Here is a 23,122-nt window from a genome sequence, read left to right as displayed (position 1 = left end):
TCACAATACGGGGGAAAGCGTTCTCTGCCCGGGCGAAAGCGTTTTGCGCCGCGCCATGCCGCCGCAGAGCGTGGCCGCAGGGTGGCCCCGAGCGCGGCCCCGAGCGCGACCATTGCAGGATTCGCGTTTGGTCCCTAAGGCAAGGCCCCTCGTTCGCGCGTGTAGCGTGCGCCCCGGCTTTGGCCGGTCGCCGCGGCGCGGGCAACGTGTTGAACCGAAGTTACAAGATAGGCGATTGCCCCCGATGCTCGGCTTTTTCCGTTCCTTCCTCAAATCGCGCCTCGGCGTGATTCTGGCGCTGGTGTTCCTGGCGCTGATCGCCCTGGCTTTCGCCGGCGCGGACATCACCGGCAGCCGGTTTGGCGGCGTAGCGGGCGGCGATCGCGCGGCCTCCGTCGGCGGCGATCGCATCGGCATCGGCGATCTGGGCAAGACCGTAACCCGCGCGTTCGAATCCGAACGGCAGCAGACGCCCACGCTGACGATGAAGGACTTCCTGGAGCAGGGCGCGCTGGACGACGCCCTTTCCGGCATGGTCGATCGCACCGCCATGCTCGAATGGGGCAAGAAGTACGGCATCGTCGCCAGCAGCCGGCTCGTCGACAGCGAAATCGCCAAGATTTCCGCGTTTCAGGGGCCGGACGGCAAGTTCAGCCAGACCACCTACAAGCAGCTCATTGCCCAGCGCGGCCTGACCGAAGCCGGCGTGCGCAACGATATCGGCCAGGGCCTTGTTGCCCGCCAGATCCTGGTGCCCGCCGGGTTCGGCGCGACGATGCCGCGCGATGCCGCGCTGCGCTATGCCGCGCAGATCAAGGAACGCCGCGATGGCGTGATCGCCACGATCCCGTCGCTGGCCTTCGCGCCGAAACAGCCGGCTTCCGACCAGCAGCTCGATGCCTTCTACAAGGCCAACCTGGGCCGCTATCGCCAGCCCGAACGCCGCACCGTGCGCTATGCCTTCCTCGATGAAGCCGCGCTCAAGAGCGTGCCCGCGCCCAGCGATGCCGAAGTCGCGGAACGCTACAAGCTCAACGCGGCGACCTATGCCGCTTCCGAAACCCGCACCGTCACGCAGGTTATCGTCCCCACCGATGCGGCCGCGCGCGCGCTGGCCGCGGAAGTGGGCGGCGGCAAGTCGATCGAAGCCGCCGCCAAGGAAAAGGGCCTGGGCGCCACGAAGCTGCCCGACCTGACGCGCGAGGCCCTGTCCTCGCAGGCGTCGGAGGCAGTGGCGGCCGCCGTGTTCGCCACGGCCCAGGGCCAGGTTGCAGCCCCCGCGCGCAGCCCGATCGGCTGGCACGTCATCCGCGTGGATGCGATCACCCGCAAACCGGGCAAGACGCTGGATCAGGCCAGGGCGGAAATCGTCGCGGCGATGACGCTCGAAAAGCGCCGGGCGGCGCTGACCGACATGTCCGCCAAGATCGAGCAGCAGTTCGAAAACGGCACCAGCCTTGCCGACGTCGCCAAGTCGATGGGCCTCACCGTCCAGACCACCGCGCCGCTCCTCGCCACCGGGCAGGTCTTCGGCAAGCCCGCCGAAAAGGCCCCGGCGGACGTCGCGCCGCTGCTTGCGGCGGCGTTCTCGATGGAGCGCGAAGGCGAACCGCAGATTTCCGAAGTGCCAGGCAGCACGAAATTCGCGCTGTTCGACGTGGGCGAGATCACCGAGGCCGCGCCCGCTCCGCTCGCGCAGATCAAAGACGTGGTCGCGCGTGATTACGCCGCCGATCAGGGTTCCGCCCAGGCCAAGATCGCCAGCGACAAGATCATGGCCGCGCTCGCCAAGGGCACCTCGCTCGCCGATGCGCTGAAAACGCTGGGCGTGGCCCTGCCCGCCCCGCAGGCCGTGAACATGGAGCGCCAGCAGCTGGCAGCCGCCGGTGGTCGCGTGCCCGCGCCGCTGGCCCTGATGTTCAGCATGGCGAAGAAGACCAGCAAGCGGCTGGAAGCGCCGGGCAAGCAGGGATGGTTCATCGTCACGCTGAACGACATCATCCCCGGCCAGGTCGCCGCCAACGATCCCATGCTGCCCACCATCCAGCGCGAGCTGGGCGCGGCGGCCGGGCGCGAGCTGGCCGACGAACTGCGCACCGCCATTCGCAACGAGATCGGCGTGAAGCGCAACGAAACCGCGATCGCGGCCCTGCGCAAGCAGTTGACCGGGGGCCAGTAAGCCCATGGTCGATGCGGCGGTGATCGAGAACGCGCCGGCCCGGACCGGACGGCCCGAAAACTGGGACGCGGCGCACGCCGCGCTCGCCGACGGTCGCCCCGCGCTCATCTGGCGGCGCCTGATCGCCGATACCGAAACGCCCATCGGGGCCGCGCTGAAGCTGATCGAACCGGGGCGCGGCGATTTCCTGCTCGAATCCGTGCAGGGCGGCGAAGTGCGCGGGCGCTACAGCCTGCTGGGGCTGGACCCCGATCTCGTGTTCCGTGCCACCGGCCGCGCGGCCGAGGTCAACCGCGCGTGGCGGCACGATCGCGAAGCTTTCGCCCCGCTGCCGGGTGACAGCCTGACCGAACTGCGCGCACTGGTGAAGGCCTGCCATATCGACGTGCCGTCGGCGCTGCCTTCGGCGCTGGCCTGTCTGGTCGGCTATTTCGGCTACGAGACCATCGGCCTGGTCGAAAAGCTGCCGCGCGCACCGCAAAGCCCGCTGGTCCAGCCCGACATGCTGTTCGTGCGGCCGACCGTGGTGCTGGTGTTCGATCGCCTTTCGGACGAACTGTTCGCCATCGCCCCGGTCTGGGCCGGCGGTGGCACACCGGCGCAGGCGCTGGAAACGGCGGGCGAGCGCATCGACGAAGCGCTGCGCCGCCTCGCCCGCCCCGCGCCGCAGGACGCGCGGCTCGATGCGCCGGTGGACGTTGCGCTTGCTCCGGCGATGGCGCCCGAAGACTATGCCCGCATGGTCGGCCGGGCCAAGGAATACATCGAGGCGGGCGACATCTTCCAGGTGGTGCTGGCGCAGCGCTTCAGCGCGCCCTTCCCGTTGCCGCCGATCGCGCTTTACCGGGCGCTGCGCCGGATCAACCCTTCGCCGTTCCTCTATTTCCTCGACTTGCCGGGCTTCGCGCTCACCGGCTCCAGCCCGGAAATCCTCGTCCGCATCCGCGATGGCGAAGTCACCATCCGCCCCATCGCCGGCACCCGCCCGCGCGGCAAGACGGCGGAGGAGGACCGCGCCAACGAGGAAAGCCTGCTGGCTGATCCCAAGGAACGCGCCGAACACCTCATGCTGCTCGACCTCGGCCGCAACGACGTGGGCCGCGTGGCCAAGGCGGGCACGGTCAAGGTCACCGAAAGCTACACGATCGAACGCTACAGCCACGTCATGCACATCGTCTCGAACGTGGTGGGCGAACTAGATACCCAGCGCGCGGATTCGGTCGATGCGCTGTTCGCGGGCTTCCCGGCGGGCACGGTCAGCGGCGCGCCCAAGGTCCGCGCCTGCGAGATCATCGCCGAACTCGAACCCGAAACGCGCGGCGCCTATGCCGGCGGCGTCGGCTATTTCGCACCCGACGGCTCGGTGGATAGCTGCATCGTGCTGAGGACCGGCGTGATCAAGGACGGCGTGCTCCACGTCCAGGCCGGCGCGGGCATCGTCGCCGACAGCGATCCCGTCTACGAACAGCGCGAATGCGAACACAAGTCCGGCGCCCTCTTCGCCGCCGCGCGCGAGGCGATCCGCGTGGCCAGCGATCCGGGCTTCGGGCAGTAGGACCCCATCATGATCCTCGTCATCGATAATTACGACAGCTTCACCTGGAACCTCGTCCACTACCTGATGGAGATGGGCGCGGAAGTGGATGTCGTCCGCAACGATGCGCTGTCCGCCGGGCAGGCGATATCCTCTGGCGCGCGGGGGTTCCTGATCTCGCCCGGTCCCTGCACGCCCAACGAGGCCGGGATCAGCCTCGATCTGGTGGGCGCGGCGGCGGACGCGGGCGTACCGCTGCTGGGCGTGTGCCTGGGCCACCAGTCGATCGGGCAGTATTTCGGCGGGCAGGTGGTGCGCGGCGGGCTGATGCACGGCAAGACCTCGCCCGTCACGCATGACGGCACCGGCATGTTCGCCGGCATCCCCTCGCCCTTCACCGCCACACGCTATCACTCGCTGATCGTGACCGACATTCCCGATGTGCTGGCGGTCAACGCCACCTCGGACGATACGCACGTCATGGGCTTCCGCCATCGCGAGCTGCCGATCCACGGCGTGCAGTTCCACCCGGAATCGATTGCCACCGAACACGGCCACGCCATGCTGGCGAACTTCCTTCGGCTGTGCGGCGTGGACGCGAAAGTCCCGGCGTGACCGCGCTGCCGCCGGTCGACCACCCGCTCGACGAGGACACCGCCGAGCGGGCCTTCGCCGCGATTCTCGATGGCTCGGTTCCAGACGACGCGATCGCCGCCTTCCTCGTCGCGCTGTCGGAGCGGGGCGAGACGGCGAGCGAGATTGCCGGCGCGGCGCGGGCGATGCGCGCGCGGATGATCCCCGGTGCAGGCCCCCGCCAACGCCATCGACGTCTGCGGCACCGGCGGCGACGGGCACCATACGCTCAACGTTTCCACCGCCGTCAGCCTGGTCGTCGCGGCCTGCGGCGTGCCCGTGGCCAAGCACGGCAACCGTGCCGCCAGTTCCAAGGCCGGCGCGGCCGACACGCTCGAAGCGCTGGGCCTCAACCTCGATCGCGCCGCCGAAACGGCGGAAGAAACGCTGGCGGACATCGGCATCGGCTTCCTCTTCGCCGCGCGCCACCACCCGGCGATGGGCCGCATCATGCCGATCCGCAAGGCGATCGGCCGGCGCACGATCTTCAACCTGATGGGGCCGCTCGCCAATCCGGCGCAGGTCTCGCGCCAGCTGGTGGGTATCGCCCGGCCCGCCTATGTGCCGATCTATGCCGATGCGCTGGCCCGGCTCGGCACCGCGCGTTCCTTTGTCGTCTCGGGCGACGAGGGGCTGGACGAACTCTCGCTCGCCGGTGGCAACGAACTGGCCGACGTGACCGGCGCGGAGATCGTGATGCGCCGCGTCGCGCCGTCCGATGCCGATCTGCCCACCGCACCGATCGAGGCAATCCGGGGCGGCGATCCCGCGCATAACGCCGAAGCCCTGCGCCGCCTGCTGCTGGGCGAACCCGGCGCTTATCGCGACGCCGTCCTCCTCAACGCCGCCGCCGCGCTGATGGTCGCGGGCGAAGCGCGCGACTGGCACGAAGGCGTGGAGGAAGCGGCCGAGGCGATCGACAAGGGGCTGGCCAAGGCCCTGCTCGATTGCTGGATCGTGGCGCTGCGCTAGAGCCGGGATTGCGTGCGCGCTGGTGTCTCGACTTCGCTCGACACGAACGGAGGTTGAAGGACACCCTGTCCCCGTTCGTGTCGAGCGAAGTCGAGACACACCGCACCACCCTCTCGACTCGCCCCGCGCAGTCCCGCTAAAGCGCCGCGATGACCGACAAGCTCACCGAGATCTGCGACACCAAGCGCAGCGAAGTCGCCGACCGCAAGGCCGCCACCTCGCTGGCCGACCTGTCCGCGCGCGCCGCCGGGCAGAGCGCCCCGCGCGGGTTCGAGGCGGCCTTGCGCGCGAGAGCGGCCGCTGGCTACGCGCTGATCGCGGAGATCAAGAAGGCGAGCCCGTCCAAGGGCCTGATCCGCGCCGATTTCCAGCCCGCCGAACACGCGCGGCAGTATGAAGCCGGGGGCGCGACCTGTCTTTCGATCCTGACCGACGCACCCTATTTCCAGGGGCACGAGGATTTCCTGATCGCCGCCCGTGCCGCCTGCGCGCTGCCGGTGTTGCGCAAGGATTTCATGGTCGATCCCTGGCAGGTCACAGAAGCCCGCGCGATCGGGGCCGACGCCATCCTGATCATCGTCGCCGCGCTGGACGACGGTGCCATGGCCGAGATCGAGGCCGCCGCGATCGACCACGGCATGGACGTGCTGGTGGAAGTCCATAACGAGGCGGAAATGGAGCGCGCCGCGCGGTTGCGTTCGCGCCTGATCGGCGTCAACAACCGCGATCTCAAGCGCTTCGTCACCGATATCGCCATCACCGAACGGCTCGCGCCACTGGCGCCGGAAGGCACGCTGCTGGTCAGCGAAAGCGGCATCAATACCCATGCCGATCTCCAGCGGCTCGAAAAGTGCGGCGCACGCACCTTCCTGGTCGGCGAAAGCCTGATGCGCCAGGCGGATGTCACGGCGGCGGTAAAGGCCCTGCTCCAGGGCTGATCCGCCGCTCCGCATCGGTCCATTTTCACCATACCTCGCGTCCCGGCACGGCAGTAGGGGCGATCCCGTCCCAACGGCACGGGCGGCAAGGTGAAAGGTGGCATGAAGGCAGTCTTGCGGGGATCGCGCCGCGTTCTGCCCGCCGCCGGCACGGTCCTTTCCTTCCGCACCGCTCCGTTCACGCGCTTTTCGCCGGCCGAAACCGGGCGATGGGCCGCATTGCGCGTGATCGGTGCCAGCCCCCCGATAATCGTGATTCTTGTCCTGGACGGGATCTGGACCGCGCGCCCATCGCTCGCCGAGACCGCCGCCTGCGGCATCCTGCGCGAACCGATGCTGCTGGGCGAAACGCCGTTGTCGGCTCAAGACCGAGCCCATGCCGAAGCCATCGCCTGCTATGGCATCGGCGCGCGCTATGGCACCTCGCTCGCCAGCGCGAGCGAGGCTGCCGAGGGCGAATGGCGCTGGGCGCATGATCGCGATGCCTTGCGCGATGAAGTCGCGCGCGAACAGATCGCCGAAAAGGCGGAAGCAGCCGCCGCCCGCACCCGCTTCGCCGCCCGGATGGCCGGGCTGACGTGGGACCGCTTGCGTGCCGAAACGCCGCTGGCAGGCTGGAGCGCGGCCGATACGGGGCTGCCGCCCGCGTTCGTGGCCGGCGCGCGCCGGGCGCTGCTGCTGGCCTGCGCCGAACTCTCCGCACTGGCGCCGAAGCCGCGCAAGCCCGCCGCCCGCGCGATCTTCAAGCGCTGCGTGGCGTGGTTCAACCATGCGATCACCGCATCGGCGGCATGATCGGCACGGCGGAGCGCGACGGACATCCGCGCCGCTCTCGCCGAGATGGCCCGGCTTGCCGGGCAGAAGCGGCTGCTGGAGGAAATCGACGGCTGGCGCGACTGGTAGGGTTGGACGGCCACCCTGTCGTCATTGCGAGGGGCGCAGCCCCGCGGCAATCCCGGGCAGCACGCGCGGCTCTGGATTGCTTCGCTTCCGCTCGCAATGACGAACGGACCACGCGGCACTGATCGGCCCCTAACCCCCTGTCCTAAGCCGCGATCCTCTGGCATGACCACGGCATGACAGCCTGCTTTTCCTTTTGTCGCGGCGCGGTCTTTACCGGCCCGTGCCCACCCCGTGTTCCTTCGCCATGGACCGTGTCAACTTTGTCAACTTCGCAAGATTGCTCCGCATGAGCGGGCTTACGCATCTCGATTCACAAGGCCATGCGCGCATGGTCGATGTCGGCGGCAAGGCGGAAACGGCGCGCGTCGCCATCGCGCAGGGCCGCATCCGCATGACGCCGGCCACGCTTGCCGCCATCCGCGAGGGCGATGCGCCAAAGGGCGACGTTCTGGCGGCAGCGCGGATCGGCGGGATCATGGCGGCGAAGAAGACGGGCGAGCTCATCCCCCTGTGCCATCCGCTTGCGCTCGATGCGGTCGCAGTGGAGTTCGCCTTCGTGCCCGATGGCGTGGAGGTGACTGCCACTGCCTCGCTCACCGGCCGGACTGGCGTGGAAATGGAAGCGCTGACCGCCGTCTCGATCGCGCTGCTGACCATCTACGACATGGCCAAGGCGCTGGACAAAGGCATGGTGATCGAACAGGTCCGCCTGATCGAAAAGCGCGGCGGCAAGTCGGGCACGTGGCGCGCGGACGAAGAGCGGCAAGACCAGGCATGAAAACCCCACCGTTACCGCTGGAGGAGGCGCAGCGGCGCCTGCTCGCGCTGGCCCCCGCGCTGCCGGTGGAACGTCGCCCCGCCGCCGAATGCCTGGGCTTCCATCTTGCCCAGCCGCTCACCGCTCGGCGCAACCAGCCCGAGGCCGCGCTCTCCGCCATGGACGGATACGCCCTGCGCGCGGCCGACCTGCCCGGCCCGTGGACCGTGGCGGGCGAAAGCGCCGCTGGCCATCCGTTCGATGGCACGGTCGCGCCCGGACAGGCGGTGCGGATCAGCACCGGCGCCGTGGTTCCCGACGGCGCGGACATGGTGCTGATCCAGGAAGACGCCACGCGCGAGGACGACAGCCTGCACCTGACGGGCGAACCGCCCGTGCCCCGTGACAAGCACATCCGTCCGCGTGGCATGGATTTCAGCCTCGATGCCCCCTTGCTGCCGGCAGGGCAACACATGGGCGCGGCGCAGATCGCGCTCGCCGTTGCCGCCGGGCACCATTACCTTGCCGTGCGCCGGCCGGTGAAACTGGCCGTCATCGATTGCGGCGATGAACTGGTCGCCCCCGGCACCCCGCTCGCGCCGCACCAGATTCCCGCCAGCAACGGCCCGATGCTGGCGGCGCTGGCGGCTGCCTGCCAGGTCGTGACCGATCGCATCGGGCCGATCCCCGACCGGCTCGACGACCTGGCCGCCGCGCTGGACCGCGTGCGCGATGCCGATGTGGTGGTTACCAGCGGCGGCGCTTCGGTGGGCGATCACGATCTGGTCCGCCCGGCAATCGAGGCCACCGGCGCGACGCTCGATTTCTGGCGGGTCGCGATCAAGCCGGGCAAGCCACTGATGGTGGCGCAACGCGGCAGACAGGTGATCCTGGGCCTGCCCGGCAATCCCGCCGCCGCCTTCGTGACCGGCTACCTGTTCCTGCTGCCGCTCCTCCGGGCCGCGCTGGGTGCGGCGGAAACGCTGCCGCGCCTGATTCCGGCTCGCCTCGCGCAGGATATGCCGGCGGGCGGCGGACGTACCGAATTCCTGCGCGCCCGCTGGGACGGTGCCAGCGTGACGCTCGATCCCCTGCAGGATTCCGGTGCGCTGTCGTCGCTCGCGCGCAGCAACGCGCTGGTCCGGCGCGAAGCCCGCGCGCCATTGACGCCAGCGGGAACGGATGTTCCGGTCTATTTGCTGGAAAATGGCGGAATTGCTTGACGGGTGCGTTTTAGTTGCTTATTCGTTCCGCATTCGTTCACTATGGAGTGACGCGCAATGCTGACGCGCAAGCAGCACGAACTGCTGACTTTCATCCAGCTCCGGCTTGAGGAGTCCGGCATTTCCCCCTCGTTCGAGGAAATGAAGGAAGCTCTCGATCTCAAATCGAAATCGGGCGTCCACCGGCTGATTTCAGCGCTGGAGGAACGCGGCTTCATCCGTCGGCTACCCAACCGCGCCCGCGCTCTGGAAGTGCTGCGCCAGCCGGACAGCGCAACCACCAAGGCCGCGTCGCGCACGGCTCCCGCCAACGATGTGGTCGTGCCGCTGCGCAGCCCGCCGAAGACCGCACCGGCGCCGGCCAACGACGTCATCGAAGTGCCGCTGCACGGCCGCATCGCCGCCGGTGCCCCGATCGAGGCGCTGGAAGGCTCCAGCGTACTGCCGGTGCCCGCAGCCCTGCTGGGCGCGGGTGAGCATTACGCGCTGGAAGTGTCCGGGGATTCGATGGTCGATGCCGGGATTTTCGATGGCGATTTCGCGCTGGTCCGCCGCACGGACATCGCCCGCGATGGCGAAATCGTGGTGGCGCTGATCCGGGGCGAGGAAGCGACGCTCAAGTACCTGCGCCGCGAAAAGGGCATGATCCGGCTCGATCCGGCCAACGCAGCCTACGATCCGCAATACTACCGTCCCGATGAAGTGCAGGTGCAGGGAAAGCTGGCGGGGCTGCTGCGCCGCTATCACTGATCCGTTGAAGCGGGCGACGGGGCGGCTTCCGGCCGGCGCGTCGCCCGCCAGCGATACCAGCCGTGGTGCCCCTGCGTCTCGGCCACGGTGCGCACGGTGCCAGCGGCAAGATCGATGGCGAGCCCGCCGGTCCGTGCCAGCAAGGCCCGGTCCGCTTTCAGCATCCTGGGCAGGCAGGTGCGTGGTAAGCGGCGATCTGCGATGACAATGTCGGCCGCTGCGCAGGCCCGTTTCAACTCCCCGATCTCCACCAGATTCTGCCCGCGCGCCATCAGCACCGCGAACGAACGCCCGCCCCGCTTCAGCGCGATCCGGCAGAAGTCGGCGTTGCAGACCGCAGCGGGCCAGGTGTCGAGCGGGCGGACGTTCCCCTCCATCCCGGCCATTTCCAGCAGGTTTTCGCGGGTATAGTCCCCGCGCGTCTGGCGCAGCACCAGCAGTTCCGGCCCTTCTCCGGTCACGCCCACGTGACGGCCATCGCCCGATACCAGGATGTCGGGCGGGCGCATGGTGGCAAAGACCAGCGCGGCCACCGCTGCCGGAACAAGCCCCCACAGGCGCACCGGTCCGGTCCACAGCGCCAGCCACAGCCCGCCGGTAACGAACAGCGCGAACACCCCGGGCGGCATCGACGGCATCAACGTCACCGCGCCGGGCTGCCCCGCCGTCACGTGCGCCAGCCACAGCAGGAGTTCGAGCGACTTGCCCGTCAGCCACCACGCCGGCCCGCCTGCCCCCACCACGTCCAGCACCAGCGCCAGCGCGATCAGCGGCATGGTCACGAACGTGGTGAGCGGAATGGCCACGACGTTGGCCGCCGCGCCGTAGATGCCGGCGCGGTGGAAATGGAACAGCCCGATCGGCATCAGCGCCAGTTCGATCACGAGTCCCGTCGCGAGCAGCATCACGAGATGCCGCCCCAGGCGAAGCAGTACCCCTTCCTCGCGCGCGGCCAGGAAGCGCTTGGCCGGCGCGGAACCGTGGAACGCGATGATCGCGATCACCGAGGCGAAGCTCATCTGGAAGCTCGGCCCGAACACGGCCTCGGGCCAGAACACCATGACGAAGAACGCCGCCACCGCCAGCATCCGCAGCGACAGCGGATCGCGCCCCAGCGCCAGCGCCGCCAGCACCAGCAAGGCGCCGATGCACGATCGCACCGTCGGCACTTCCGATCCCGTCAGCAGGGTATAGGCAATGCCCGCCAGCGCCCCCGCCGCCGCCGCGACGATCGGCAGGCGCACGCGCAGCGCCACGAAGGGAAACAAGGCGAACAGGCGCACGGTCAGGACATAGACCGCCGCGATCACCGCACTGACATGCAGGCCGCTGATCGAAAGCAGATGCGTCAGCCCGGCATCGCGCATCGCGTCCTCGTCGGTCGGCGCGATGCTGCCCCGATCGCCGCTTGCCAGTGCGGCCGCGATCGAACCGGGCGATCCGGCGAGACGGGCGCGAATGTGATCGGCCAGGTGTTGCTGCCAGCGGCGCAGCAGCCCTCCCCCGTCAGGCGGGGCCAGCACATCGACCGGCCCGACCACGCTGCCGGTCGCGGCAAGGCCCTGGAACCACGCGGCCCGGGCGAAGTCGTATCCGCCCGGCAGCATCGGCGGAGCGGGCGGCATCAGGCGCGCCCGCAGCCGCACCGTGGCGCCTTCGGCAAGACCGGGCCTGTCCTCTTCCAGCGGCAGGTTCACGCGCACCCGCATCGCACCGGGTACGCCTTCGATCCGCGCGTCGACGAGGAGGCGCACCCGCCCCCGCGCACTTTCCTCCTGCCGGTCAAGAATGCGCCCCTCCACCCAGCCGAAGGTCGGATGGCCCACCCCCGACTTTCCGACGAGCGCGGACTTGCTCCACACCGTCACGCAACCTGCCGCCACCATGAGCGGCAGAGAAAGCGCGGCAAGCCGAACGTAGTCCAGCGAACCCTCGCGCGGGATCGCCAGGGCCAGCGCCGCCACCGCCGCACAGGCGGCGAGAAGCGCCATCCACTGCCATGGCCCGTCCAGTTCCAGCCAGCTTGCGATTCCCGTCAGGAACGCGACCGCAAGCCATGGCGCACGCTCGAATGGGCGGGCGGCGAGGAATGCGTTGCTCGACGGAAGTATGCTGGACAAGCGCCGATAATTGGCCCAATGCCGCGCCGGTTCCACCGGCAGATTCACCGCCGGTTCAGCCTCAGTTTCGACTGCGGCCATGGACGCCATGGAATGCAATAGGAAGGACCGCGCGGCCGATGGCAAGCGCCACTGAAACCGTTTCCGCACAATCGGCCGCCAGAGCCGGCCAGGAACGCTCCGGCGTTGTTACGCGCTTTGCTCCCTCGCCGACCGGGTTCCTGCATATCGGCGGCGCCAGGACCGCGCTTTTCAACTGGTTGTTCGCCCGCCACCACGGCGGCACGTACCTGCTGCGGATCGAGGACACCGATCGCGCCCGCTCCACCGACGCGGCGATCGACGCGATCTTCGACGGGCTGGAATGGCTGGGCCTTACCGGTGACGAACCGGCCGTGTTCCAGTTCGCCCGCTCGGAACGGCACGCCGAAGTGGCGCATGCGCTGCTCGCGGCCGGCCATGCCTATCGCTGCTACCTGACGCAGGAAGAGCTGGCCGCGCGCCGCGCCAAGGCGCAGGAAGAACGCCGCCCGTTCCGCATCGACAGCGAATGGCGCGACGCCGATCCCGCGACCTGGCCTGCGGGCCAGCCCTATGTCGTCCGGATCAAGGCCCCACGCGAAGGACAGACGGTCATCACCGACCTGGTGCAGGGCGAAATCACGGTCAGCAACAGCGAGATCGACGATTTCATCCTGCTGCGCTCGGACGGAACGCCGACCTACATGCTCGCGGTCGTGGTCGACGATCACGACATGGGCGTGACGCACGTTATCCGGGGCGACGATCACATCAACAACGCCTTCCGCCAGCTCGTGATCATTCGCGGTATGCACGCGATCGAGGGCGGCTGGCCGGACCCGGCCTATGCCCACATTCCGCTGATCCACGGCGCGGACGGGGCCAAGCTTTCCAAGCGGCACGGCGCGCTGGGCGTGGACGCCTATCGCGACGAGATGGGGCTGCTGCCCGAAGCGGTGTTCAACTATCTGCTGCGCCTTGGCTGGGGCCATGGCGACGAGGAGATCATCTCCCGCGATCAGGCGGTCGAATGGTTCGATATCGGCCATGTCGGCAAGGGCGCATCGCGGTTCGATTTCAAGAAGCTGCTCAATCTCAACGGCCACTACCTGCGCGAAGCCGATGATGCGCGGCTGGCGGGTCTGGTCGCTTCCCGGCTCAAGCCGTTGGCCCCCGCGTTCGACGACGCGCGGGACATGGCGCTGCTGGAGCAGGCGATGCCCGTGCTCAAGGTACGCGCGGCCGATCTCAACGAACTGGCGCAGGGCGCCGTGTTCCTGTTCTCGCAGCGTCCGCTGCCGCTCGACGCGAAAGCGCAGAGCCTGCTGACGGACGATGCACGCACCATTCTCGCAGCGATCATCTCCAGGATCGATGCGGAATGCGACTGGACAACCTCCACGCTGGAGGCCAGTCTCAAGGCCATGGCAGAGGAGCTGGGAGTAGGACTGGGCAAGCTTGCCCAGCCGTTACGCGCAGCGTTGACGGGTCAGACAACCTCGCCGGGCATATTCGACGTGCTGGTCTTGCTGGGCAAGGAGGAAGCGCTTGCGCGACTCCGGGACCAATCCGCATGAACCAGTTCGTTTTCTAATCTCCTTGCCGTATCTCCCACGGCACAACCCAGATCAGGAGGGCTTAGCGTGAGCGAAAACCAGGCTACTTTGAGCGCGGACGGCAAGACTGTCGAAATGCCGGTCCGCAGCGGCACCATCGGGCCGGATGTGGTCGATATCCGCAAGCTCTACGGGCAAACCGGCCTGTTCACCTACGATCCCGGCTTCACCTCCACCGCGAGCTGCGATTCCGCGATCACCTATATCGATGGCGATGAAGGCGTGCTGCTGCACCGCGGCTATCCCATCGGCCAGCTTGCCGAACACTCCTCGTTCATGGAAGTCAGCTACCTGCTGCTGAATGGCGAACTGCCGAACCAGGATGAACTTGCCGAGTTCACCCGCACGATCAGCCGCCACACCATGGTGCATGAACAGCTCAGCACGTTCTATCGCGGCTTCCGTCGCGATGCGCACCCCATGGCGATCATGTGCGGCGTGGTCGGCGCGCTTTCGGCATTCTACCATGACTCCACCGACATCGCCGATCCGCAGCACCGCAAGATCAGCTCGCACCGCCTGATCGCCAAGATGCCGACGATCGCGGCCATGGCCTACAAGTATTCGGTCGGCCAGCCGTTCCTCTATCCGAAGAACGAACTGTCCTACACCGGCAACTTCCTGCGCATGACCTTCGGCGTGCCCGCCGAGGAATACGAAGTCGTGCCCGAAGTGGAACGGGCGATGGACCGCATCTTCATCCTCCATGCCGATCACGAACAGAACGCCTCCACCTCGACCGTGCGCCTTGCCGGATCGTCGGGCGCTAACCCGTTCGCGTGCATGGCGGCGGGCATCGCCTGCCTGTGGGGGCCGGCGCATGGCGGCGCGAACGAAGCCGCGCTGAACATGCTCAAGGAAATCGGCACGCCCGACAAGATCCCGCACTACATCGAGCGCGCCAAGGACAAGAACGATCCGTTCCGCCTGATGGGCTTCGGCCACCGCGTGTACAAGAACTACGATCCGCGCGCGACCGTGATGCAGCAGACGGTGCGCGAGGTGTTCTCGGCGCTGAAGGTGAACGATCCGCTGTTCGAAACCGCGCTTCGCCTCGAAGAGATCGCGCTCAGCGATCCCTACTTCATCGAGAAGAAGCTGTTCCCGAACGTGGACTTCTATTCGGGCATCATCCTGTCAGCGATCGGCTTCCCGACCACGATGTTCACCGTGCTGTTCGCTCTGGCCCGCACCGTGGGCTGGGTGGCGCAGTGGAACGAAATGATCTCCGACCCCGGCCAGAAGATCGGTCGTCCGCGCCAGCTCTACACCGGGCCGACGCAGCGCGACTACATCCCGCTGAACCAGCGCTAAGCTTCGGGAGCGGCGGCGATGCTCAGAATAATCCTGCGGATTTTCGGCATCGCCGCCGTCCTGATGGGCGGGCTGTGGATGGGCCAGGGGAACCGGCCTCATCTTGTGGCCCGCCTCCAGCTTCATGCTGGATCAACGCGAATGGGTATGGAAAGGCGCGCTGCTCGCCCTGCTGGGCGTCGGCGCCCTATGGCGAGCCTCGCGCAGGCGGGGTTAGACCCCTTTCAGATTTCCGACACGCCCATTTCGGTGTTCGTATCGGCCGGCAGTTCCAGCACGAACCGCGCGCCCTGCCCCGGCGTCGCCTCCACCGACAGGTCTCCCCCCATCGCGCGCGCCAATCGCCGCGAGATATAGAGGCCAAGCCCGGTTCCGCCGTCGCCCGATCGGCCCAGCCGTTCGAACTTGGCGAACAGCCGGTCCACCTGCTCCTGCGTCAACCCCTGCCCTTCGTCGGCAACGCACAGCCACGCGCGCACGCCATCAGTCCAGCAGGTCAGCGTGACGGTGGAACTGCCCGGCGTGTAGCGGATGGCGTTGTTCAACAGGTTTATCAGGATCTGAAGCACGCGCCGGAACTCACCGATCGCGGGGGTCCGCGCCTCTTCCGCGGGCGTCGCCAGCCTTATCGCGCGCTCCTGCGCCCGCACCGACAGGATACCCGCCGCGCGCCGCGCGCAATCGGCCAGATCGATCCGATCGGGCGCAGGTTTGAAACCCTCCGCCTCCACGGCTTCCAGATCAGCCAGATCCTCGATCAGCCCCAGCAGATGGCGGCCCGCCTCGGCGATATCCCCGGCATAGGTGCTGTATTCGTCCGACAGCGGCCCGGCGAGGCGCGTGCGGATCGTTTCGGCGTTGGCGATGATGCGGTTGATCGGCTGCCGCAGCGCCGGCGCCAGTTCGCGGCCGATGATGCCGTTCCAGCTCGCCGCGTCCGGTGCCTGGGGTGAAGGCGCTACGCTTTCATGCGGTACGATGCCGATCCCGTCCGGCACCAGCAGCAGTTCGAAGCCGGCATCCCCCATCGGGAAGAGCCGCGCGCGCCAGGGCCGGACCGATCCGTCGATTCCCACCGCCGCATCGTCCAGCAGGCGCCAGTGCAGCGCGCTCTGGTGATGCTCCAACTCCGCCAGATTCACGAACTCGGTCCAGCGCCGGCCGATTCCTTCGCGCATGGCTGCAGCCATGCCGGCAAGGTCGGCGGCCATGGCGTCGACCGAGACCACGCGCTGTTCGGCATCCAGCAGCACTTGCGCTTCCGCGATCTGCCGGACCAGCGCCGCCGCTCCGGGCGCGTCCGCGCCGCCGTCCTCCACGGCGGACGTCCGCCACCGGCTGAGTTCGATCCGCGTCCCGTCCGCTTCGGGCGTTACCGCGGCCCACGTGGACAGCGCCCGCGTTTCGTCCAAGAACGTTATCGTGCGCGCGAGCGGCGTGCCGGCCCGCCGCGCCGACCGCACCAGTTCGAGCAGAGCCGGGATCGCGATCACGCCGAGCAGTTCGCCCCCGCAGCGCCGTTGCCAGTCCGCCAGCACTTCGCTGGCATCGATGAGCCGGTCGTCGGGATCGCTGACGCCGTGAGCCAGATCGAGCGCCTTCATGAACGTTCGTACCCGGACAGCAGCGCCGCCGCGCGTTCGGGTGCGACAAGGCCAAGGCCCTCTGGAACCGTTCCGCCCGGATGCACCGCCAGGAATTGCGCCGCGATCGCGCTTTCCTCCAGCCCGCAGGCGATCAACCCCAGCAGCAGCCGGGTCTCATGCCCTTCGGCGGTGGCGAAAACGGCGGCTTCGCGCGAGCATCCTGCGCCCAGCGCCAGCGCCGTAACGAACAGCGCCGCGCCCGCATGGGCCAGCACCAGCGAAACGCCGGCGCGCTCGCCCAGTGCCGCCACCGAGCGGCGCAGCAGAGCCAGACGGCTGCGCTTTTCGTCCAGTCCGGTGCGCACGATCCGTTCCGCCTGCACCGCATCGGCATCGGCTTCGCGAGCCACGCCCTGCATCACGCGGATCGCGCGGTTCAGCACATCGCCGGGCAATTCCATCAGCGGCAACTGCATCCGCCGCTGCTGCTGGCAGAAGCGCGCCTGCGCCGCCATCAGGTTCACCGCCAGCGTCGAAACCGATGGGTTGGCAGCGCCGATCTGCTCCTGGATCAACGGCGACAATGCCGGATCGAGCGCGGCCCTATCCCGCAGCCGCAACGCAAGACGCCATTCGAGCGCAAGAGCATGAAGATGTTCGAGGACTGCCGGCTGTTCCGCCAGCCCGGCAATCAGCGCATCCACCGTCGCTTCGCCATGGTGGCTGGCGCGATCCGGCCCGATCAGGGCGGCGGCAAGCTGGCGGGCGCAGTCCGCCAGCATGCCGCGCACGCGGGCCAGAATTTCGTCATCGAAGATCGTCCCCAGCCCGTTGTGGAGGAGATATTGCAGGACTAGTCCGGCCCCCGCATACGCGCGCTCCTCCGCCGCCAGCCGCGTGGCCAGCACGTCCTCCATCGCTCCGGAAGCGACTGCGGGAACCACGGGGTCCATCATCGGAAATCTTTTATTCCCGAATGGTTGATGCGGCGTTAGCGGTACGGCGGCCGACAGCGCTGGCATCAAGCAGCGTTCCCGCCAGCAGGGCCAGCACGACCATCCGAAGCACGGCGTCGAATGGCCCGATCGCGCTGAGCACCGCCAGACCGATGCCGCACAGAAAGCGGTCGCTCAGCCACGATGTCCAGTCGCGGGCCGCGCAGACCGCGGGCACAAGCCGCAACGTCAACACCAGGACCAGCGGGGCGAACAGGCGCAGCGCCGCCGCCACACCCGAAATATCCGCCAGTTCGGACCGCCACGCGCAAAGCGCAACAAAGCCCGCATCGAGCAGCAACGCGAACGCGGCCCCGGTCGGCGCCATGCGGGCCGATGCCAGCAGCGATGCCCGCTCCACGCGAGCGAGCAGCGCGGCGCATTCGGCCACGAGCCAGCAGAGCGCCAGCAGGGCAAAGCCGATCGTCGCGCTGCCGAACCAGCCCGCGCCGACGCCCAGCACGCCCAGCGCGAACGAGGCTATGGTGACGATATAAGGCCGGGTGCCGGCGTGCAGCAGCGCGGGGCCGATCTTCTGCACGGCGATGCCGGCCAGCATTTCGCCCGGCGAACGGCGGTGCGCACCGATGGTGTGGAGCCGCAGCCAGCCCGGCTCGGCCCGGTGTGCTTCATCCTCGCTGCGGATAAGGCGCCACCGTCCCTGATCGATGAACGCAAAGGGAATATCGCGCTGTGGTACGCCAGCCTGCACCGCGATTCGCAGCAAGGCGGAGGCCGGGCTCCATTCGGGCGGCAATTCGCCCAGCCCCGCCACAACGCGCCCGGGCAATCGCATGGCGCCGGCGCTGGCGTGGTTGATATCGATCCGTTCGAACCCGGCGGCCAATCCCGTTTCGACCGGCATGGTCAGGATCACCGGTCCGTCGTTGAGGAGGCGCAGGGCATCCTCTGGCACGGCAAGCAGCCCATCGGCCAGCACGAGCAGTTCGTCCTCGGGCGAAACCAGCGGCACCAGCGCCCGCCCCGTGGGGATGACATGAAACCGGGCGCCAGCGCTCTCAGCCACGTGCTGAAGCGCCACGAGTTCGCCGGTCAAAGCCTCTGCCTGCACGACGATGCGCGCGCATCCGAAGGCCAGCGCCAGGCCCACCTGATGGCGCAACACCGAACGCCCGCCGATCGGCAGGTGCCCGCGCAGCCCCGACGGTTCTTCCGCCGCTGCATCCATCAGCGATAGCAATGCGACCCGCACGCTCTCCGGCCTCCTGTAAGACGCCATGGTAGGGCGCGGAGGCAGTTATGCCAAGCGCGCCGCCCGCCTTATCCCCGCCCGCCGGTCCGCCGTGGTGATACGTCAGACTTCGGGCGCGAGCCCATCGATGTGCTGGCGGATTTGCCGAAGGATGCGCGGTTCGCCCGGCGCGGATTCGATCGCTTCGTCGGCGAGTTGCATCAGCGACGTGTCATGAAAACTGGCGGAAAGGCCCTTCAGCCGCAGCGCGGCCATGTGCCAGTTACCATCGCACCGCGCACGCGAAAGCAGGTCCAGCTGGCGCTCTACACTCTCAACGAACGCCGCGCGCAGTTCAAGGAACAGGGCCGGATCGTCGCCCGCAGCCGCCGCCAGCGCGGCATCGATGTTTTCGCCGAGATAGGCCATTGGGGCCATATTCAACAGTCATTGTTAAAACTGGGTTTATGCCGCTGCCCGCGGCGTGGTATGCCGGCTCCATGAGTGGGGGACGCATCATTCCGATCGACAGCAGCCAGCCCGAAGCGGAGGCGGCTGCAGATACGCGCGACAATCAGACAGAACCGCTGGAACTGACCGATCCGATCAGTGACTTGCCGATGTTCGAAACCGACGAAGGCGAATGGTTCGAGGAAGCAACCCGTTCTCGGTTTTCAGGCCTTCTCGCGCCCACGCTGGCGGCCCTGGCGATAGCTGCCTGGACCGTTCTTTTCGTATTGGCCAACCTGGACGTGCTGCGTGCAACGTCCGCTCTGAACGTCTGGGTCCAGTCGATCTCCACATGGTCGATGCCCGTGCTGTTGTGTCTTGTCGCGCTGCTGCTGGTCCTGCGCTTGAGCAAGCGCGAAGCCGCGCGGTTCAACGATGCCGCGCGCGGGCTTTCGCTGGAGTCGCAACGGCTCGAACAGCGTTTGACGAGCGTGAACACCGAACTCTCGCTGGCGCGCAAACTTCATTGCCTCGCAAAGCCGCGATCTGGAAGCGCTGGGGCGCATCGCGGTGGAGCGCATTACCGGCAGCGCGGCGCGGTTGCAGGAACTGGTGGTCGACAACGGCGCGCAGGTCGATCGCATCGCCACCGTTTCGGTCAGCGCGCTCGACAACATGGAGAAGTTGCGGGGGCAACTGCCGGTCATCGCCAACGCGGCGAAGGATGTAACCAACAATATCGCCGGAGCCGGGCGCACGGCGCATCTCGAACTGGAAAGCCTGGTTGCCGGATTCCAGCGCCTCAACGAGTTCGGCGTGGCGAGCGAGCGGCAGGTCGATTCGATCCGCCGCAAGGTGAACGAGGCGCTTGCCGCGTTCGAGGCCGCAACTCACGAGCTCGAAACAACATCGGCCGAACGCTTTGCCGCACTGACGGCTGAAGGCGAGGCATTCCGCGAGCGGCTCGATCAGGACGAGATCGCGGCCCTGGCGGCGATCCGAGCGCGCGCCGATCACCTCGCGACGGAACTGGACCAGCACCGCGTCGCCACGATGGCGGCCGAGGCCGAGGCGCTGGATGCCCTGCAACTGCGCTTCGATACGCTGCGCGAGGAAAGCGGCAGGCTTGGCGAACAGATCGCCGCCGCCGAAAGCGACGCGCTCAAGGCCTGGTACGAACGCTCCGCCGCCCATGCCGATACCACGTTGCAATCGCTGGGCGCGGTCAGCCGCGATCATGAAGCGGTGGTGGCGCAGGCGATGGAGCGGCTGGCCGGGTTCGAGGATTCCGCCCGCTCGCTGGTTTCCCGGATCGAGGCGGAAGCCCGACGGCTGGACGACGAACTGGCACGCCGGCGCGCGAGCACCGAGGCTTCCGCTTCGGAACAGCGCGCCGCGCTGACGCGCCGTTTGACCGAGATCGACGATGCCATCCTGCTGCGGCGCCAGGCAATGGAAGCCGCCGGCGCCGAAGCGGCCGACGCGCTGGCCGCCAAGCTGGCCGAGCTGGACCAGGTGATCGAGGAACAGCGCCGGCAACAGATGCAGAGCACCCGGCAGCTCGCCACGCATTGCGATCAGATCGCCGAACGCGTGGTGTCGTTCTCGCTGGCGCTGCGCGCCTCGGGCGAACAGGGCGGGGAAACCGCGCAGGCCGTCGATCAGGCCCTGGGTCTGCTCAACCAGCGGCTTGCGGAATCGCGCGAGGCCCTTTCGAAAACGGACGTGCAGATCGGGGAACTGACGCTGGCGGCGGTTCGCCTGCTCGAACTGATCCAGGTAAGCGGCGAACACACCCGCACACAGCTTCCCGAAGCGCTGCGCAGTTCCGAAGCCGGGCTGAAAGGCATCGAGGATCGCGTGTTCATGCTGCGCGACACGTTGCGCGAAGCGGGCGACAGCGGGCGCACCCTGTCCGAAGACATTGTCGCCACGCGCGGCGAAGTGCGCGATGCGATCAAGGACGTCGGCCGGTTTCAGGAAGCCTTTCTCAGCCGTGCCGCCGAACAGCAGGTCAGCATCAGCGAACTGCGCCAGATCCTCGCCACGGCGCGCGAGGAAAGCGAGGAGCTGGCCACGCAAGTTGACGAGCGGCTTACCGAAGTGCTCACGCGGCTCTCCAGCGTCGCTTCGGGGATCGCCTCGCAACTGCGCGAAGGCACCGTCGGCGAAATCGAGGAAATCGCGAACCAGCTCGGCGACCAGAGCGGAGCGGCCATCGTGCGCGTGCTTCAGGGACGCGGCGCGGAACTGGTGGGCAAGCTGGAAGAAGCGATCGACGCCGCGACGCAGGCGAGCCGCGATTCGGTTATCCAGATGCGCGATCAGCTAAGCCGCGTGGACGAACTGGCCGGCAATCTGGAAGCGCGCGTCGAACGCCTGCGCGAACGCGCAACCGAACAGGTCGACAACGATTTTGCCCGGCGGGTGGCGCTCATCACCGAATCGCTCAACTCGACCTCCATCGATATCGCCAAGGCGCTGTCGACCGACGTGTCGGAAACCGCGTGGGCGGCCTATCTCCGCGGAGACCGGGGCATCTTCACACGGCGCGCGGTCAGCCTGATCGACAACGGGCAGGCCAAGGCGATCCAGAACCACTACGAACGCAACCGCGATTTCCGCAAGAACGTGAACCATTACATCCACGATTTCGAGGCGATGCTGCGCCAGCTTCTATCCACACGCGATGGCAACGCGCTGGGCGTGACGCTGCTGTCCTCGGACATGGGCAAGCTCTACGTGGCGCTGGCGCAGGGCATCGAGCGGCTGCGGGGATAAACGCCCACCGCCCGCCGTGGAAACCCGATCTTAACCAAGCCCACGTAGTGTGGTCTGATAGAACCGGACCGGAGACGATTACCCGCCGGTAAACCATTCCCATTTTTTACGCCTTAACAGGCCACCGGTAGCTCCCAACGCGATAAAACGTATGGGTAGATATCATGGGAATGACACTTGGTGGTCTGTTCGGCTGGGTAGCGCCGAAGCAGACGACGAACAATAATACCGTTGCATCATCCACGACCACGCAGCCGGCTCCGGCCACCAGCACTTCGACATCCACGGCAGTCGCAAGCGCGCCCGTCGCGACTAGCGCGACCGCGCCCGCATCGGCCGGCACGTCGACCGGAAGCGCAACCTCGCCGGGCGTAATCGTGGAAACCGGCAATACGCCTGCGGAGCCGGTAACCTACTCTGTTCCGGCGGTCGCGCCCGCCCCGGTCGAGGCTGCGCCGGTGGCCTCGTCGCCCGCTTCGTCGAACGACAACACCTCTCTCGCTGCCCCGGCCGTTACCGACAGCCAGCCCGTTGCGCAGGAACCCGTTGCGGCCGATCCGGCGACGGCAACCGCACAGCCGCCAGCTGTGACCGGGCAAGCCGCGAGCGCGCCCGCCGAACCGCTGGACCAAACGCCCCCGGCGGTTGCGTCGGCGCCCCCGGCGGACACCAATCCTCCGGCCTCGGAAGTTAACACGCCAGCGGACGCCGAAGGCCCCGAGGTGGCCGAGAACAAGGCGGCGCAGCCACAGGCGCCAGTCGACGACAAGCCCGCAGCTTCGCCGCCGGTTAACACGGCAGGCGTTGCCAGCAATACGGCAACGACAAACCCGGCATCGCCCTCGGCCGATCAGCCGGCAAGGATGGACCAGACCGCGCCAGCGACATCGTCTTCGCCCGCCGGGACGCAGTTCTCGATCGCCGGTCAGGTCAAAGCCGCCGCGCAAGCGGGGCACGCCGCCACCGATAAGGCCGAAGCGGGTTCCGCGAACCGGGCGGAACGCTTCACCCATGCCGAGATATGGGCGCGGGCGGCTTACGAAATGATGGCGGAGGCATCCGCGCAAAACGTCAGGGCGCTGCACCTCGTCACATCGGATTGATTGCGGCATCCGTGGAACGAAAAGGGGCGCTTCCCGAAGGAAGCGCCCCTTTTTT

General features: G+C 67.9%; 18 protein-coding genes and 1 pseudogene. 13 read left to right on the top strand and 6 right to left on the bottom strand.

Going from position 1 to position 23,122, the window contains the following annotated elements; translation table 11 throughout:
- Positions 1 to 244 precede the first annotated feature (244 nt).
- From F1640_RS19095 to lexA, 9 genes and pseudogenes are all read left to right on the top strand, one after another.
- Complete coding sequence (locus F1640_RS19095) at positions 245 to 2,179, top strand: peptidylprolyl isomerase (protein ID WP_194920765.1); 1,935 nt, start codon at positions 245 to 247, stop codon at positions 2,177 to 2,179.
- A 4-nt stretch (positions 2,180 to 2,183) separates the two neighbouring features.
- Positions 2,184 to 3,734, top strand: coding sequence for an anthranilate synthase component I (gene trpE / locus F1640_RS19090; RefSeq protein ID WP_194920763.1), 1,551 nt, complete (start codon positions 2,184 to 2,186; stop codon positions 3,732 to 3,734).
- 9 nt (positions 3,735 to 3,743) lie between these two features.
- Positions 3,744 to 4,328 carry an aminodeoxychorismate/anthranilate synthase component II gene (locus F1640_RS19085; protein WP_194920761.1) on the top strand — a complete coding sequence of 195 codons (585 nt, stop codon included), beginning with the start codon at positions 3,744 to 3,746 and terminating at the stop codon, positions 4,326 to 4,328.
- Positions 4,325 to 5,318: pseudogene (gene trpD, locus F1640_RS19080) on the top strand (anthranilate phosphoribosyltransferase). Before F1640_RS19085 ends, trpD begins: the two are co-directional and overlap by 4 nt.
- Before the next feature lie 149 nt (positions 5,319 to 5,467).
- Positions 5,468 to 6,256 (top strand): indole-3-glycerol phosphate synthase TrpC, encoded by a 789-nt coding sequence (gene trpC, locus F1640_RS19075; RefSeq protein WP_194920759.1) that lies wholly within the window; start codon positions 5,468 to 5,470, stop codon positions 6,254 to 6,256.
- A gap of 102 nt (positions 6,257 to 6,358) precedes the next feature.
- Complete coding sequence (locus tag F1640_RS19070; protein WP_194920757.1) at positions 6,359 to 7,051, top strand: hypothetical protein; 693 nt, start codon at positions 6,359 to 6,361, stop codon at positions 7,049 to 7,051.
- Between the two features lie 394 nt (positions 7,052 to 7,445).
- Positions 7,446 to 7,937, top strand: a complete 492-nt coding sequence (moaC, locus tag F1640_RS19065) for a cyclic pyranopterin monophosphate synthase MoaC (protein WP_194920756.1) — start codon at positions 7,446 to 7,448, stop codon at positions 7,935 to 7,937.
- Positions 7,934 to 9,139, top strand: coding sequence for a molybdopterin molybdotransferase MoeA (locus F1640_RS19060; protein ID WP_125955409.1), 1,206 nt, complete (start codon positions 7,934 to 7,936; stop codon positions 9,137 to 9,139). The genes moaC and F1640_RS19060 overlap by 4 nt, the downstream gene beginning before the upstream one ends.
- A 57-nt stretch (positions 9,140 to 9,196) precedes the next feature.
- The gene (gene lexA / locus F1640_RS19055) at positions 9,197 to 9,889 is read left to right on the top strand and encodes a transcriptional repressor LexA (RefSeq protein WP_124807481.1); all 693 of its coding nucleotides are present in this window, start codon (positions 9,197 to 9,199) and stop codon (positions 9,887 to 9,889) included.
- On the opposite strand, the gene F1640_RS19050 is transcribed toward lexA, so the two are convergent.
- Positions 9,883 to 12,090 (bottom strand): ComEC/Rec2 family competence protein, encoded by a 2,208-nt coding sequence (locus F1640_RS19050; RefSeq protein WP_194920754.1) that lies wholly within the window; start codon positions 12,088 to 12,090, stop codon positions 9,883 to 9,885. The two genes, lexA and F1640_RS19050, sit on opposite strands and share 7 nt — an antisense overlap.
- Positions 12,091 to 12,128: 38 nt before the next feature.
- Here F1640_RS19050 and gltX point away from each other — a divergent pair, with 38 nt between their 5' ends.
- Complete coding sequence (gene gltX, locus F1640_RS19045) at positions 12,129 to 13,607, top strand: glutamate--tRNA ligase (RefSeq protein ID WP_194920752.1); 1,479 nt, start codon at positions 12,129 to 12,131, stop codon at positions 13,605 to 13,607.
- 66 nt (positions 13,608 to 13,673) lie between these two features.
- On the top strand, positions 13,674 to 14,960 hold the full coding sequence (locus tag F1640_RS19040; RefSeq protein ID WP_124807484.1) for a citrate synthase: 1,287 nt from the start codon (positions 13,674 to 13,676) through the stop codon (positions 14,958 to 14,960).
- A 224-nt stretch (positions 14,961 to 15,184) separates the two neighbouring features.
- Here the strand turns inward: F1640_RS19040 and F1640_RS19035 are convergent, their stop codons facing one another.
- The 5 genes from F1640_RS19035 to F1640_RS19015 form a co-directional block, all read right to left on the bottom strand.
- Entirely contained in the window at positions 15,185 to 16,564 is a 1,380-nt protein-coding gene (locus tag F1640_RS19035) for a HAMP domain-containing sensor histidine kinase (protein ID WP_194920750.1), read from the bottom strand.
- On the bottom strand, positions 16,561 to 17,502 hold the full coding sequence (locus F1640_RS19030) for a hypothetical protein (RefSeq protein ID WP_194920748.1): 942 nt from the start codon (positions 17,500 to 17,502) through the stop codon (positions 16,561 to 16,563). The genes F1640_RS19035 and F1640_RS19030 overlap by 4 nt, the downstream gene beginning before the upstream one ends.
- A 10-nt stretch (positions 17,503 to 17,512) precedes the next feature.
- Complete coding sequence (locus tag F1640_RS19025; protein ID WP_194920746.1) at positions 17,513 to 18,754, bottom strand: hypothetical protein; 1,242 nt, start codon at positions 18,752 to 18,754, stop codon at positions 17,513 to 17,515.
- A 102-nt stretch (positions 18,755 to 18,856) separates the two neighbouring features.
- On the bottom strand, positions 18,857 to 19,162 hold the full coding sequence (locus F1640_RS19020) for an Hpt domain-containing protein (RefSeq protein ID WP_124807665.1): 306 nt from the start codon (positions 19,160 to 19,162) through the stop codon (positions 18,857 to 18,859).
- Positions 19,163 to 19,307: 145 nt separating this feature from the next.
- On the bottom strand, positions 19,308 to 19,682 hold the full coding sequence (locus F1640_RS19015) for a hypothetical protein (protein ID WP_194920744.1): 375 nt from the start codon (positions 19,680 to 19,682) through the stop codon (positions 19,308 to 19,310).
- Positions 19,683 to 19,753: 71 nt separating this feature from the next.
- Between F1640_RS19015 and F1640_RS19010 the strand changes: the two genes are divergently transcribed.
- Together F1640_RS19010 and F1640_RS19005 are read left to right on the top strand one after the other, a co-directional pair.
- Positions 19,754 to 21,964, top strand: a complete 2,211-nt coding sequence (locus F1640_RS19010) for a hypothetical protein (protein WP_194920742.1) — start codon at positions 19,754 to 19,756, stop codon at positions 21,962 to 21,964.
- Positions 21,965 to 22,128: 164 nt separating this feature from the next.
- Positions 22,129 to 23,067: a hypothetical protein gene (locus tag F1640_RS19005; protein WP_194920740.1), complete on the top strand. Its 939-nt coding sequence runs from the start codon at positions 22,129 to 22,131 to the stop codon at positions 23,065 to 23,067.
- The last annotated feature ends 55 nt before the right edge of the window (positions 23,068 to 23,122 follow it).

Origin of the sequence: Novosphingobium sp. NBM11 (assembly GCF_015390225.1) — a bacterium.
GTDB lineage: Bacteria > Pseudomonadota > Alphaproteobacteria > Sphingomonadales > Sphingomonadaceae > Novosphingobium.
Note: the sequence above shows the minus strand (reverse complement) of the source record. Positions and strands in the feature narration are given on the sequence as shown.

Bases quoted from the DNA above. Each gene is read 5' to 3' on its own strand.
- F1640_RS19095 (WP_194920765.1), top strand. From the start codon at position 245: ATGCTCGGCTTTTTCCGTTCCTTCCTCAAATCGCGCCTCGGCGTGATT.
- trpE (WP_194920763.1), top strand. From the start codon at position 2,184: ATGGTCGATGCGGCGGTGATCGAGAACGCGCCGGCCCGGACCGGACGG.
- F1640_RS19085 (WP_194920761.1), top strand. From the start codon at position 3,744: ATGATCCTCGTCATCGATAATTACGACAGCTTCACCTGGAACCTCGTC.
- trpC (WP_194920759.1), top strand. From the start codon at position 5,468: ATGACCGACAAGCTCACCGAGATCTGCGACACCAAGCGCAGCGAAGTC.
- F1640_RS19070 (WP_194920757.1), top strand. From the start codon at position 6,359: ATGAAGGCAGTCTTGCGGGGATCGCGCCGCGTTCTGCCCGCCGCCGGC.
- moaC (WP_194920756.1), top strand. From the start codon at position 7,446: ATGAGCGGGCTTACGCATCTCGATTCACAAGGCCATGCGCGCATGGTC.
- F1640_RS19060 (WP_125955409.1), top strand. From the start codon at position 7,934: ATGAAAACCCCACCGTTACCGCTGGAGGAGGCGCAGCGGCGCCTGCTC.
- lexA (WP_124807481.1), top strand. From the start codon at position 9,197: ATGCTGACGCGCAAGCAGCACGAACTGCTGACTTTCATCCAGCTCCGG.
- F1640_RS19050 (WP_194920754.1), bottom strand. From the start codon at position 12,090: ATGGCCGCAGTCGAAACTGAGGCTGAACCGGCGGTGAATCTGCCGGTG.
- gltX (WP_194920752.1), top strand. From the start codon at position 12,129: ATGGCAAGCGCCACTGAAACCGTTTCCGCACAATCGGCCGCCAGAGCC.
- F1640_RS19035 (WP_194920750.1), bottom strand. From the start codon at position 16,564: ATGAAGGCGCTCGATCTGGCTCACGGCGTCAGCGATCCCGACGACCGG.
- F1640_RS19030 (WP_194920748.1), bottom strand. From the start codon at position 17,502: ATGATGGACCCCGTGGTTCCCGCAGTCGCTTCCGGAGCGATGGAGGAC.
- F1640_RS19020 (WP_124807665.1), bottom strand. From the start codon at position 19,162: ATGGCCTATCTCGGCGAAAACATCGATGCCGCGCTGGCGGCGGCTGCG.
- F1640_RS19005 (WP_194920740.1), top strand. From the start codon at position 22,129: ATGGGAATGACACTTGGTGGTCTGTTCGGCTGGGTAGCGCCGAAGCAG.